Here is a 13,496-nt window from a genome sequence, read left to right as displayed (position 1 = left end):
GAAGTCGGCCACGGGGGCCGGCTATGACAGGGTATTCTGCCGCCTATGTATGCGCGACTTTTTCTGCTTCTGCTTGCTCTGTTTAGCCTGAGCGCTAAAGCGCAATCCATTCAGGAAAGCGTCGCCTTCGCGATTATCGGCGAACCCAAATACGCCGCCGGTTTCAGCCATTTTGATTATGTTAATCCACAGGCGCCGAAAGGCGGCACCCTCACCCTGGCGGCGATTGGCACCTTTGACAACTTCAACCGCTACGCGCTGCGCGGCAATCCCGCGGTACGCACTGAGGCGCTCTACGATCCCCTGTTCACCACCTCGGATGATGAGCCCGGCAGCTACTATCCGTTGATTGCCGAACGGGCGCGCTACGCCGGGGACTATTCATGGATGGAGATCGCCCTCAACCCGCGCGCCCGTTTTCACGACGGCACGCCGATCACCGCCCGCGATGTCGCTTTTACCTTCAATAAGTTTATGACCGAAGGGGTGCCGCAGTTCCGCCTCTTTTATAAAGGCACCACCGTGAAGGCCATCGCGCCGTTGACCGTGCGTATCGACCTCGGCCAGCCCGGTAAAGAGAACATGCTGAGCCTGCTGAGCCTGCCGGTGATGCCCGAGGCGTTCTGGCGTCATCACAAACTCAGCGACCCGCTGTCAAAGCCGCCGCTGGCCAGCGGGCCCTACCGCATCAGCGCCTGGCGGATGGGACAGTATATTACCTATTCCCGGGTCGCCGACTACTGGGCGGCCGACCTGCCGGTCAACCGCGGTCGCTGGAACTTCGATACGCTGCGCTATGACTATTATCTTGACGACAACGTCGCTTTCGAAGCCTTTAAAGCCGGGGCCGTCGACCGCCGGGAAGAGACGGTCGCCAAAAACTGGGCCACCCGCTACGTCGGCCGCAACTTCAGCCGCGGCTACATCATTAAAGAGGAGTATGCCAACACCTCGGCGCAGGATACCCAGTGGCTGGCGTTCAATATTCAGCGCCCGGTATTCGCCGATCGCCGGGTGCGGGAGGCCATTACCCTGGCGTTTGATTTTGAATGGATGAACAAGGCGCTGTTTTACAGCGCGTATCAGCGCGCCAACAGCTATTTCCAGAACACCGAATATGCCGCCCGCAGCCTGCCCGACGCGGCCGAGCTGGCCCTGCTGACGCCGATGAAAAACGAACTGCCCCCCGAGCTCTTCAGCCAGGTGTACCAGCCGCCGGTCTCCCGCGGCGATGGCTTCGACCGCGCCAACTTACTCCAAGCCGACGCCCTGCTTAACGCGGCGGGCTGGACGGTGAAGAACCAGCGCCGGGTTAACGCCGCCACCGGCAAGCCGCTGCGCTTTGAACTGCTGATGCCGGCCGGAAGCAATGACCGCTGGGTGCTGCCGTTTCAGCACAACCTGCAGCGCCTGGGGATCGTCATGGATATTCGTCAGGTGGATAACTCGCAGTACAGCAACCGCCGCCGCAGCCGCGATTACGACATGATGCCGAGCCTGTGGCGCGCCATGCCCTGGCCGGGGACTGACCTGCAAATCTCCTGGGCGTCGGACTATATTCACTCCAGCTACAACGCGCCGGGGGTGCAAAGTCCGGTGGTGGATAAACTGATTGCGCAGATCCTGCAGTGGCAGGGTAATAAGCAGAAGCTGATCCCGCTTGGCCGGGCGCTGGACCGCGTCCTCACCTGGAACCACTACATGTTGCCGATGTGGTATATGGCGCAGGACCGCACCGCGTGGTGGAATAAATTCTCGTTCCCCCAAACCCGCCCCATTTATTCGTCCGGCCTTGATACCTGGTGGTATGACGCGAACAAAGCGGCCACCCTCCCCGCGGACAGACGCTAAGGACATATACCATGGGCAGCTACCTGATCCGACGTTTGCTGTTAGTGATCCCCACCCTGTGGGCCATCATTACCATTAACTTTTTTATTGTACAGATCGCTCCCGGCGGCCCGGTCGACCAGGCCATCGCCGCCATCGAATTTGGTCAGCACGGCGGAATGCCAGGCGCCGGCGACGGCGGGATGGGCGCCAGCCATGCCCGCACCGGCGCCGGCAATATCAGCGAGGGTCACTATCGCGGGGGGCGCGGCCTCGATCCGGAAGTCATCGCCGAGATCACCCACCGCTACGGCTTCGACAAACCGCTGCACGAACGCTACCTGAAGATGCTGGGCGATTATCTGCGCTTTGATTTTGGCGACAGCCTGTTTCGCAGCGCCTCCGTGCTGCAGCTGATTAAAGACAGCCTGCCGGTCTCGGTGAGCCTCGGGCTGTGGAGCACGCTGATCATCTATCTGGTCTCCATTCCGCTGGGCATCCGCAAAGCCGTCAGCAACGGCAGCCGCTTTGACATCTGGAGCAGTACGCTGATTATCATTGGCTATGCGATCCCCGCCTTTCTGTTCGCCATTCTGCTGATCGTGATTTTCGCCGGCGGCAGCTATTTCGACCTCTTCCCGCTGCGCGGTCTGGTCTCGCCAAACTTCGACACCCTCCCGTGGTATGAAAAGATCCTCGACTATCTGTGGCACATCACCCTGCCGGTGCTGGCGACGGTGATCGGCGGCTTTGCCGCCCTGACCATGCTGACCAAAAACAGCTTCCTTGACGAGATCCGCAAACAGTATGTGGTCACCGCCCGCGCCAAAGGCGTCGGTGAGAAACAGATCCTTTGGGGACACGTGTTCCGCAACGCCATGCTGCTGGTGATCGCCGGTTTCCCGGCCACCTTTATCAGTATGTTCTTTACCGGCTCGCTGCTGATCGAAGTGATGTTCTCCCTGAATGGTCTGGGGCTGCTGGGCTATGAAGCGACGGTCTCCCGCGACTATCCGGTGATGTTCGGCACGCTCTATATTTTCACCCTGATCGGCCTGCTGCTGAATATCGTCAGCGATATCAGCTATACGCTGGTCGACCCGCGTATTGATTTTGAGGGCCGCTAATGTCGTTCTTCAGTCCCGTTAATCAGGCCCGCTGGGCGCGCTTTCGCCACAACCGCCGCGGTTACTGGTCGCTGTGGCTGTTTTTAATCCTCTTCCTCTGCAGCCTGGGGGCTGAGCTGCTGGCCAACGATCGGCCGCTGCTGGTGCAGTACCGGGGCCAGCTGTACGTCCCGGTGTTAAAAAACTATACCGAGCAGACCTTCGGCGGCGCATTCGCCACCGCCGCCGACTATCAGGATCCCTGGCTGCAGCAGCAGCTGGCCAGCCACGGCTGGGCGCTTTGGCCGCCGGTGCGCTTCGGCGCGACGACGATCAATTTTGCCAGCACGGTTCCTTTTCCATCGCCGCCCTCGGCCAGCAACTGGCTCGGCACCGACGCCAACGGCGGCGATGTGCTGGCGCGGATCCTTTATGGGACGCGCATCTCGGTACTGTTCGGTCTGCTGCTGACGCTGGTCTCCAGCGTGCTGGGGGTGCTGGCCGGTGCGATACAAGGTTATTACGGCGGTAAAATCGACCTCTGGGGGCAGCGTTTTATCGAAGTCTGGTCCGGTATGCCGACGCTGTTTCTGATCATCCTGCTCTCCAGCGTCGTGCAGCCGGGCTTCTGGTGGCTGCTGGCGATCACCGTCCTGTTTGGCTGGATGACGCTGGTGGGCGTGGTGCGCGCTGAATTTCTTCGCACCCGCAACTACGACTACATCCGGGCGGCGCAGGCGTTAGGGGTCAGCGACCGGCAGATCATCCTGCGGCATATGCTGCCCAACGCGATGGTGGCGACCCTCACCTTCCTGCCTTTTATTCTCTGCAGCTCTATTACCACCCTGACGTCGCTGGATTTTCTCGGCTTCGGCCTGCCGCTCGGCTCGCCCTCCCTCGGCGAGCTGCTCCTGCAGGGCAAAAACAACCTGCAGGCGCCCTGGCTGGGCATTGCCGCGTTTCTCTCTGTCGCCGTGCTGCTGACGCTGCTGATTTTCATCGGTGAAGCGGTGCGCGACGCCTTTGACCCCAGTAAGGCGGTGTAATATGACCCACCCGCTGTTAGCTATCGACAATCTCTCTATCGCCTTTCGCCAGCAGGGGGAGACGCAGACCGTCGTGCATAATCTGTCGCTCGAGGTGGCGGCCGGCGAAACGCTGGCCCTGGTGGGGGAATCCGGCTCCGGTAAGAGCATCTCCGCCCTGTCGGTGCTGCGGCTGCTCCCTACCCCGCCGGCCAGCTACCCCAGCGGCGATATCCGTTTTCATGGCCAGTCGCTGCTGCATGCGGATGAGGCGACCCTGCGCGGCGTGCGCGGCAACCGGATCGCGATGATCTTTCAGGAGCCGATGGTGTCGCTCAATCCCCTCCATACCCTGGAAAAACAGCTCTACGAGGTGCTGTCGTTACACCGGGGAATGCGCAAAGAGGCGGCGCGCGGGGAGATCCTCGACTGCCTGGAGCGCGTCGGGATCCGTCAGGCGCCGCGGCGGCTGGCGGACTATCCGCACCAGCTCTCGGGCGGCGAGCGCCAGCGGGTGATGATCGCCATGGCGCTGCTGACGCGCCCGGAGCTGTTGATTGCCGACGAGCCGACCACCGCCCTCGATGTGTCAGTGCAGGCGCAAATTCTGCAGCTGCTGCGCGAGCTAAAGCGGGAGCTGAACATGGGGTTGCTGTTTATCACCCATAACCTGAGCATCGTCCGCCAGCTGGCTGACCGGGTGGCGGTGATGCAGAACGGCCGCTGCGTGGAGCACAATCACTGTCGGGCGCTGTTTAGCGCGCCGGCCCATCCTTACACCCAACGCCTGCTGGATAGCGAACCGGACGGCGAGCCGGTGCCGCTGGCCGCCGATGCCCCGGTGCTGCTGCAGGCGGAGGCGTTACAGGTGGTATTCCCCATTCGTCGGGGGATCCTGCGTCGGGTGGTCGATCACCATCGGGTGGTCAATGATCTCCATTTCCAGCTACGGGCCGGCGAGGCGCTGGGTCTGGTGGGAGAATCGGGTTCCGGCAAAAGCACGACCGGTCTGGCGCTGCTGCGCCTGATCCCCTCCGAGGGCAAGATAACCTTTGCCGGCCAGCCGATTCAGGGACGCGGTCGCCGACAGCTGCTGCCGCTGCGCCGACAGATGCAGGTGGTTTTTCAGGATCCGAACTCGTCGCTCAATCCGCGCCTGACGGCGCAGCAGATCATTGAGGAGGGCCTGCGTGTCCACCAGCCGACGCTGACGGCGGCTGAACGCGAACAGGCGGTGATCCTTGCCATGCAGGAGGTCGGCCTCGACCCGGCCAGCCGCCAGCGCTACCCGGCGGCTTTCTCCGGCGGCCAGCGCCAGCGTATCGCCATCGCCAGAGCGTTAATCGTCAAGCCGCAGCTGATCGTCCTCGACGAGCCGACTTCCTCGCTGGATAAAACCGTTCAGGCGCAGATCCTGAATCTGCTGAAAGCATTACAGCTGAAGCATCAGCTGGCCTATATTTTTATCAGCCATGATTTAGGTGTGGTGCGCGCGCTGTGTCACCAGGTGATGGTGCTGCGGCAGGGAGTGGTGGTCGAACAGGGCGAGTGCCAGTCCGTCTTCAGCGCGCCCCGGCATAAGTATACCCGCCAGCTGCTGGCGCTAAGCTGACGGTCAGAAAGGGTTATTGCCGGAGAAGGGCTCGGCGATCGCCACGCCAAAGTTTTTCAGACGACAGGTGGCGGCAAACTCATCCTGCAGATTAACGAACAGGCAGGGCTCGCCTTCGCACTCCAGAACGGAACAGTCGACTTCGATGTCGCTTAACGCCTGGCTGAGCTTATGCATCACCGGCCAGGCTTTTTCACCGTCCGGACTCAGCAACTTCAGGGCGACGAGACTGTTTTCGTTCTGCGCGCCGTTTTGCGGAATCGGTTCAACTCTGGAACCCGCAAAACCGGCCAGCCAGCGATAGCTCTGCGGCAGACGGTGTACGATAGAGAGTTGTTGTGTATTCACGTGGTTTCCCCGGAAGCAAAAGGCTTCACAATAAATTTACATCAATATTAACACACTGTTGACAAATAGTCCTGCTCAGACGCAGAAAACGTTTACAGCCGCGGCGGCCCAGGGTTAAGCGCTTATATTCCAGCGTGTTATTTTTTCACCCGGCAAGCCGATTGGCGCTATATGTACCCGTTTCTGTGATCCAAAACAACTTTTTTATCGCAACAATGCGACTTTTTACACTAATTGATTTTACATAAAGGAAACAAATCGCAGAACCCTGAAGCCCATTGCGGTTGACGTGCATCAAGAAAGGGGCGATTTCGCCCCTGAAAATGTGACCTAGCGTGCGATTTTTCGCCGGCGGGAAGCGTAAAGGGAGAAGAAAATAGAGCTGGTGGCGCAGAAGGCGATGGAGATTAACATCGGCCAGGCGGTGGTAAAGGTGGCCATCGACAGCAGCGCGCCGATAATCGCCCCGATACCAAAGCGGAAAGTCCCCGCCAGCGACGAAGCGGTGCCCGCCATATGCGGAAACTCATCGAGGATCACCGCCATCGCGTTCGACGACACCATCGATACGCAGCCAACGAAGGCCGCCACGCCGATGACCAGCGACCAGAAGCCGACGTCGAGCAGCGCGCAAACCACCATCCACACCGCCATGGCAAACTGGATCCACAGCCCGGCGCGGAACATGCGCAACGCCCCTACCCGCCGCACAAACCGGCTGTTGAACATGGTCATCAGGAACAGAAAGACAATGTTCAGCGCAAAATAGTAGCCAAAGTGCTGAGGCGCGACGTGGTTAATATTGATATAGACGAAAGGCCCGGCGCTAAGGAAAGAGAACATGCCCGCGAAGCTAAACCCGCTCGCCAGCATATAGCTCAGGACCCGCTTATGGCGGAACAGGGTGGCAAAGTTACCCATCGTGGTGCGCAGGTGGAACGGCTGACGCCTTTCAGCCGGCAGCGTTTCGCGGATAAACAGGCCGATCATCAGCGACGCCAGCAGGGCCGCCAGGGCGAGGATCCAGAAGATGGCATGCCAGCTGAACCAGACCAGCACCGCCCCGCCGACCATCGGCGCCACCAGCGGCGCAATGGTCGTCACCAGCATGACAAACGACATCATCCGCGAAAACTCATCTTTCGGATAGATATCGCGCATCAGGGCGTTGATCACCACGCTGGCCGCCGCAGCCGCCAGACCATGGAAGAAGCGCATGGCGATCAGCATCTCAATGGTCTGCGACAGGGCGCAGGCCACCGCCGCCGCGGCGAAGACCAGCGTTCCGCCGAGGATCACCGGCTTGCGGCCGAGGCTGTCGGCCATCGGACCGTACAGCAGCTGCCCCAGCGCAAAGCCGAGGATATAGGTGCTGAGGGTCATCTGCGCGCTGCCGTCCGGCACGTGGTACTGGGCAGCGATCACCGGCAGGGCCGGGAGATACATATCGATCGACAGCGGCATCAGCATGGCCAGCAGGCCAAGGATAAAGACAATCCCCAGAGACGAATTTTGCTTCAGCGTCACGTTTTGCTCCGTGGCTGCGGGGCGCCCACGCTGGCGATTTCCGCTTCCGTCAGCGGACGATATTCACCCGGCGCCAGAGACTCATCCAGCAGGATGTCGCCGATGCGTTCCCGATGCAGGCCAACCACGTGGTTGCCCACGGCGGCGAACATGCGTTTCACCTGATGGTAGCGGCCTTCGCTAATGGTGAGGCGCACTTCGGTCGGAGTGATAACTTCCAGCACCGCCGGTTTGGTGAGATCTTTTTCGTTATGCAGTTGGACGCCTTTGGCAAACAGCTCCGCGGTCCCTTCCGCCAGCGGGCTTTCCAGCGCCACCAGATAGGTTTTTTCACAGTGGTGTCGCGGCGAGGTAATGCGGTGCGACCATTGGCCGTCATCGGTCATCAGCACCAGTCCGGTGGTGTCGATATCCAGCCGACCGGCGGCATGCAGCTTATGCGCCACCGGCTCGTCGAGGAAATAGAGGATAGTCGGATGATCGGGATCGTCGGTGGAACAGACGTACCCCTGCGGCTTGTTGAGCATAAAATAGCGCGGGCCGTTCTGCTGGGTCAGCGTGTTCCCGTCATACTCCACCTCGTGCTCCGGCTGAAGCTTAAAGGAAGCATCTTTTACAATGTCGCCGTCCACGGTAACGCGGCTGCCGCGGATTTCACGCCCGGCAATAGCCCGGCTGACGCCAAGCTGCTGAGCGATAAACTTATCAAGTCGCATGAGATTTTTTTAGCCTGTCAAAGTGCTGGAGCGGGCAAATCGCCCGAAAAAGAAGAAATTCACTGGCTAGTATAACGGGCTCTTAACACCACTCAAGGGAAAAGATTCATGGCATACTATTCGCGAGTTAATTAGCCCCGTGAATTCATGACTTTTACATTACGTCCCTACCAACAAGAAGCCGTCGATGCCACCCTCGCCTGGTTTCGTCGCCATACCGAGCCGGCGGCGATTGTCCTGCCCACCGGCGCGGGCAAAAGCCTGGTGATCGCCGAGCTTGCCCGACTGGCCCGCGGCCGCGTGCTGGTGCTGGCCCACGTCAAAGAGCTGGTGGCGCAGAATCATGCTAAATACTGCGCCCTTGGCCTCGAGGCGGATATCTTTGCCGCCGGACTGCAGCGTAAAGAGAGCCACGGCAAAGTGGTGTTCGGCAGCGTGCAGTCGGTGGCGCGCAATCTGGCGCAATTTCGCAGCGAGATTTCGCTGCTGATCGTCGATGAATGCCACCGCATCAGCGATGATGACGACAGCCAGTATCAGCAAATCATCAGCCACCTGCGGCAGGTCAACCCGCAGCTCCGGCTGCTCGGCCTGACGGCGACCCCGTTCCGCCTCGGCAAGGGGTGGATCTATCAGTTCCACTACCACGGGATGGTGCGTGGCGATGAAAAAGCGCTGTTCCGCGACTGCATCTATGAGCTGCCGCTGCGCTATATGATTAAGCACGGCTACCTGACGCCGCCGGAACGCCTCGATATGCCGGTGGTACAGTACGATTTCAGCCGCCTGCAGGCGCAAAGCAACGGCCTGTTCAGCGAGGCCGATCTTAATCACGAACTTAAAAAACAGCAGCGGATTACACCGCATATCGTCAGCCAGATCGTGGAGTTCGCCGCAAGCCGCAAAGGGGTGATGATCTTCGCCGCCACCGTGGAGCACGCCCGGGAAGTGACCGGCCTGCTGCCGGCAGGCCAGGCGGCGCTGATCACCGGGGAAACCCCGGGTCCGGAGCGAGATCGCATCATCGAGGCGTTTAAAGCGCAGGCGTATCGCTATCTGGTGAACGTCGCGGTGCTGACCACCGGCTTCGACGCCCCGCACGTCGACCTGATCGCCATCCTCCGCCCCACCGAGTCGGTGAGTCTTTACCAACAGATCGTTGGCCGCGGCCTGCGCCTGGCGCCGGGAAAAACCGACTGCCTGATCCTCGACTACGCCGGCAACCCGCACGACCTGTATGCCCCGGAAGTGGGGACGCCGAAGGGCAAAAGCGACAACGTGCCGGTGCAGGTCTTCTGCCCGGCCTGCGGCTTCGCCAACACCTTCTGGGGCAAAACCACCGCCGACGGCACCTTGATTGAGCATTTTGGCCGCCGCTGCCAGGGGTGGTTCGAAGATGACGACGGCCACCGCGAACAGTGCGACTTCCGCTTTCGCTTCAAAAACTGCCCGCAGTGCAACGCGGAAAACGATATCGCCGCCCGTCGCTGCCGGGAGTGCGACACCATTCTGGTTGACCCGGACGACATGCTGAAGGCGGCGCTGAAGCTGAAGGACGCGCTGGTGCTGCGCTGCAGCGGCATGGCCCTGCAGCACGGTAGCGACGAGAAAGGCCCGTGGCTGAAAATCACCTACTACGATGAGGACGGCGCCGACGTCAGTGAGCGCTTCCGTCTGCAAACGCCCGCCCAGCGTACCGCCTTTGAGCAGTTGTTTATCCGTCCGCATACCCGCACGCCGGGGATGCCGCTGCGCTGGATAACGCCGGCGGATATCGTGGCCCAGCAGGCGCTGCTGCGCCATCCGGACTTTGTCGTCGCCCGCATGAAAGGCCTGTACTGGCAGGTGCGGGAAAAAGTGTTCGATTATCAGGGGCGTTTTCGCCGCGCCAACGAGCTGCGTTAATCACCCGAAAGCTGAGGTTTTGATTGCCCGTGTGTCGTTTGGCGGCTATAATGCCGCCCGCTTTTGCATTCGCAAAGCAGATAATCCGCCTGTTGCTGGGTCGCCTGTAGCAGGCTTTATATATAGAGAGACATCAATGTTTACTATCAACGCAGAAGTACGTAAAGAGCAGGGTAAGGGTGCGAGCCGCCGCCTGCGCGCAGCTAACAAGTTCCCGGCAATCATCTACGGTGGCGAAGCTGCTCCGGTTGCTATCGAACTGGACCACGACAAAGTTTGGAACATGCAGGATAAAGCTGAGTTTTACGGCGAAGTTCTGACCGTCGTTGTTGATGGCAAAGAAGAAAAAGTCAAAGTTCAGGCTGTTCAGCGCCACGCGTTCAAGCCGAAACTGACTCACATCGACTTCGTTCGCGCGTAATCGCCGATAGCAAGTTGTATGGCAAGCGCCCCGGGGTCTTCGGCTCCGGGGCGTTTTGTTATCCGCGCCGCCAAAGCGCCGGCGCCTCGTCCACGATGTCGCTCAGCAGCCGGTGCTTATTCATTCCGGGCAGCCAGAGCATCACCATGGTGACGTTCAGCCCCTGACTGCCGACCTCCGTCGCGATTTCACCGACTCCCCGCCACTCGCCTGGCCGCAAATGGTCCGGTAAAAACCCCCAGCCCCTCCCCTGCTCCATCGCATGGCGCAGCAGGGTAATTTCGTTCATATACAGCGTATGGCCGGAGATCTGCAGCCGGCGGGCAATCTGATCGTCGCTGCGCCGGTGCATCACCAGCTGCGGCGTCAACGACAGATTGAGCAGCGTCAGCGGCCGCGCGGCATCCCGGAACAGGCGGTCCGCCGCGTAGAAACGCAGATCCACGGTGCCGAGCGCCCGCCACTCCATTTCGCTGCCCAGCGTGCGGTTGTTGGCCTGGCACATCGCCATATCCGCCACGCCATCGCTCAGCGCCTGCTCGGCTTCGCGCCGCGAGGCACTCCAGCAGCTTAACCGGATCTGCCGCCGGGCCAGCGTATCGGCCAGCGCGCAGAGAAAATCACGTGGGATAAAGGGATCGTACACCAGACGCAGCGCCTGCCCGGCGGTTTGCGGCAGCGTTTGCGCAAAAGACTCGAAAGCCTGCGCCTGACGCAACAGCAGATGCGCCTGACGAAAAAGCTGCTCCCCTTCGGCGGTTAAGGTCAGGGTACGCCCTTCCCGGCTGAACAGCCGATAGCCCAGCGCATCTTCCAGATAGTCCAGCAGATCGCGCAGCGTGGTTCGGTCTTTACCTAACCGAATGGCCGCCCGCGACAGGCTGCCGGTCTCGGCGATGGTGGCGAATGCTTCAATCTGCGCGAAAGAATACTGCAGGGTTTTCATCCTTCTCTCCCTTGCGGGGGAAAATCCCCCCTTTGCTGATTTTAGCCGCCGCGCGCCGATTTATATACTGCGATGCGAATCTATGGCAAACGAGGAAAGGATGATGATAAGAAAACCACTGGCCCTGGCGTTAATCCTGGCGGCGCTGCCGGCCGCGGCAATGGCACAACGCTGCGGCGACCTGACGCTGGATGTCTGCCCAACGCCTTACGACCAAACGCTACCCGCCGCCAAAGATATGCTCAGCTGGGATCAGACGTCACGCGTGATTGGCTTTCGAAATGACTATCGCAACTATGCCGGCGATGTTTTCCGCCACGGCGCCTCGGCGCCGCTGGAACGCGCTGAAAAACAATTGACCGATGCCCGCTATACCCTCAACGGCCACACCTGGACCCTGCAGGATTACCTGAAGCGCGAGAACGTCAGCGGTATGCTGGTGCTGAAAGACGGCAAAGTCGCCTGGAAATATCTTGGCGACGGCAACACCGATACCACCCTGTGGACCTCACGCTCGGTGGGAAAATCGGTGGTCTCGACGCTGGTGGGCATCGCCATTCAGCAGGGTAAGATCCACTCCCTCGATGATCTGATTACCGTTTATGAACCCGAACTGAAAGGCACCGCCTGGGACGGCGTGACTCTGAAGCAGTTGATGCAGCACACCAGCGGTGTGGAATGGAATGAAGACTACACCGACCCGCAGTCGCACTTCGCCCGCCTGACCCAGTGCGAGGCGCAGCCCGGGGCCTATGCCTGCGTGCGCAAGATCGTCACCGGCCTGGCGCGCAAACATCCGGCGGGCGAGCAGTGGTCCTACTCTTCCGGGGGCGCCTGGCTGCTGGGCGATATCCTGGAGCGCGCCACCGGCATGTCGCTGGCCGCCTGGCTTGAGCAGTCGCTGTGGCGGCCCGCCGGGATGGCCCACGACGGCGTATGGCATGCTTATCAGCAAGGGAAGCACGATGTCGGCGCCCACGGCTTTAACGCCACCCTTGAAGACTGGGGCCGCTTCGGCGAATTCGTCGCCCGCGATGGTCGGTTAAGTAACGGCAAACAGCTGGTGCCGGCGGGCTGGTTCGATCAGGCCGCAAGCTGGACCACTGCGCTAAACTCGGTCTCGGCGGCGCATCCGCAAGGTATCTACGGCTATCAGTGGTGGAATAACGCCATTCCGGCGAATGCGCAAAACGTCCAGCCGACGCCGCAGGAAGGGCTGAAAGACTCGCTGTGGGCGCTGGGGATCTACGGCCAGGTGATCATGGTGAACCGCGCGGAACACCTGGTGATCGTCCAGTGGTCGACCTGGCCGCAGGCGGAACCCTCCTTTAACGCCCAGCCGCTGGAAGCGGCGCTGATGTACAGCGCCATTGCCCGCGAGCTGCGTTAACCCTCCCTCCTCCTTGCCGCTCAGCCGGCGAGGAGCGTGTCGGCATTCAGCGCCAGGTGCTGTAGCAGGATAATGGTTTTGGCATCCATGATCTCGCCATCGCGAATGGCCTGCAGCGCCCGCGCCAGCGGCCACTCCAGCACTTCAATGTCCTCACCTTCCGCCGCCAGCCCGCCGCCGTCTCCCTGCCGGTCATCGGCCTGATATTCGGCGATAAAAAAGTAGAGCTTTTCGGTGACAGATCCGGGGCTCATAAAGACGGTGAAGAGGGGCTCGATGCGCGTCACCCGAAAGCCGGTCTCCTCTTCCGCTTCGGCAACGATCCTCGCCTCCGGCGAGGCGTTATCCAACAGCCCGGCCGCCGCTTCAATGAGATATCCGTCGTGACCGTGAGTAAACACCGGAAAACGGAACTGACGGGTCAGGACCACCGTCCGCTTTTCCCGGTTGTAGAGTAAAATGACCGCGCCGTTGCCGCGATCGTAGGCCTCGCGGCTCTGCTCCTGCCAGCGTCCGTCCCGGCGCTGCAGTTCAAAGGTATATTTTTTCAGCGTGTACCAGTTATCAGAGAGCAGCGTCTCGCGAACGTGTCGGACGTGCGGTGCGTGAGTTTGCATGTTATATCCCCTTTCAGATGACAGCAGGCACCATAACATGCATAATCGTGCAT

General features: G+C 60.6%; 12 protein-coding genes. 7 read left to right on the top strand and 5 right to left on the bottom strand.

Annotation, left to right across the window (positions count from 1 at the left end; all coding sequences use genetic code 11):
* Nucleotides 1–45: 45 nt before the first annotated feature.
* From ABLV54_RS24680 to yejF, 4 genes are read left to right on the top strand one after another with little or no spacing between them, the layout of a single operon-like run.
* Nucleotides 46–1,851: an extracellular solute-binding protein gene (locus ABLV54_RS24680; RefSeq protein ID WP_032453536.1), complete on the top strand. Its 1,806-nt coding sequence runs from the start codon at nt 46–48 to the stop codon at nt 1,849–1,851.
* An 11-nt stretch (nt 1,852–1,862) separates the two neighbouring features.
* Nucleotides 1,863–2,957 (top strand): microcin C ABC transporter permease YejB, encoded by a 1,095-nt coding sequence (locus tag ABLV54_RS24675; RefSeq protein WP_004201658.1) that lies wholly within the window; start codon nt 1,863–1,865, stop codon nt 2,955–2,957.
* On the top strand, nt 2,957–3,982 hold the full coding sequence (locus ABLV54_RS24670) for a microcin C ABC transporter permease (protein WP_226563600.1): 1,026 nt from the start codon (nt 2,957–2,959) through the stop codon (nt 3,980–3,982). Before ABLV54_RS24675 ends, ABLV54_RS24670 begins: the two co-directional genes overlap by 1 nt.
* A 1-nt stretch (nt 3,983) precedes the next feature.
* Entirely contained in the window at nt 3,984–5,573 is a 1,590-nt protein-coding gene (gene yejF / locus ABLV54_RS24665; RefSeq protein ID WP_226563601.1) for a microcin C ABC transporter ATP-binding protein YejF, read from the top strand.
* A gap of 3 nt (nt 5,574–5,576) precedes the next feature.
* On the opposite strand, the gene ABLV54_RS24660 is transcribed toward yejF, so the two are convergent.
* The 3 genes from ABLV54_RS24660 to rsuA all read right to left on the bottom strand — a co-directional run bounded on the left by ABLV54_RS24660 (nt 5,577) and on the right by rsuA (nt 8,164).
* The gene (locus ABLV54_RS24660) at nt 5,577–5,921 is read right to left on the bottom strand and encodes a YejG family protein (protein ID WP_002912974.1); all 345 of its coding nucleotides are present in this window, start codon (nt 5,919–5,921) and stop codon (nt 5,577–5,579) included.
* A 330-nt stretch (nt 5,922–6,251) separates the two neighbouring features.
* A complete protein-coding gene (locus ABLV54_RS24655; protein WP_023290465.1) occupies nt 6,252–7,448 on the bottom strand; it encodes a Bcr/CflA family multidrug efflux MFS transporter in 1,197 nt (398 codons plus the stop codon).
* Entirely contained in the window at nt 7,445–8,164 is a 720-nt protein-coding gene (gene rsuA, locus ABLV54_RS24650; protein ID WP_023290466.1) for a 16S rRNA pseudouridine(516) synthase RsuA, read from the bottom strand. Before rsuA ends, ABLV54_RS24655 begins: the two co-directional genes overlap by 4 nt.
* Before the next feature lie 147 nt (nt 8,165–8,311).
* Between rsuA and ABLV54_RS24645 the strand changes: the two genes are divergently transcribed.
* Together ABLV54_RS24645 and rplY are read left to right on the top strand one after the other, a co-directional pair.
* On the top strand, nt 8,312–10,069 hold the full coding sequence (locus ABLV54_RS24645) for a DEAD/DEAH box helicase (protein ID WP_226563603.1): 1,758 nt from the start codon (nt 8,312–8,314) through the stop codon (nt 10,067–10,069).
* A 136-nt stretch (nt 10,070–10,205) separates the two neighbouring features.
* Nucleotides 10,206–10,490, top strand: a complete 285-nt coding sequence (rplY, locus tag ABLV54_RS24640; RefSeq protein WP_004201664.1) for a 50S ribosomal protein L25 — start codon at nt 10,206–10,208, stop codon at nt 10,488–10,490.
* A 58-nt stretch (nt 10,491–10,548) separates the two neighbouring features.
* Here the strand turns inward: rplY and ABLV54_RS24635 are convergent, their stop codons facing one another.
* A complete protein-coding gene (locus ABLV54_RS24635; RefSeq protein ID WP_050533202.1) occupies nt 10,549–11,436 on the bottom strand; it encodes a LysR family transcriptional regulator in 888 nt (295 codons plus the stop codon).
* A 103-nt stretch (nt 11,437–11,539) separates the two neighbouring features.
* Between ABLV54_RS24635 and ABLV54_RS24630 the strand changes: the two genes are divergently transcribed.
* On the top strand, nt 11,540–12,826 hold the full coding sequence (locus ABLV54_RS24630; protein ID WP_049013173.1) for a serine hydrolase: 1,287 nt from the start codon (nt 11,540–11,542) through the stop codon (nt 12,824–12,826).
* Between the two features lie 20 nt (nt 12,827–12,846).
* On the opposite strand, the gene ABLV54_RS24625 is transcribed toward ABLV54_RS24630, so the two are convergent.
* Entirely contained in the window at nt 12,847–13,443 is a 597-nt protein-coding gene (locus ABLV54_RS24625) for an NUDIX domain-containing protein (protein ID WP_032453543.1), read from the bottom strand.
* Between the last annotated feature and the right edge of the window lie 53 nt (nt 13,444–13,496).

The sequence above is a fragment of the Klebsiella sp. JB_Kp042 genome, assembly GCF_040065275.1.
In the GTDB taxonomy this organism is placed as follows: Bacteria; Pseudomonadota; Gammaproteobacteria; order Enterobacterales; family Enterobacteriaceae; genus Klebsiella; species Klebsiella quasipneumoniae.
This window is presented reverse-complemented; position numbering and strand designations above follow the sequence as displayed.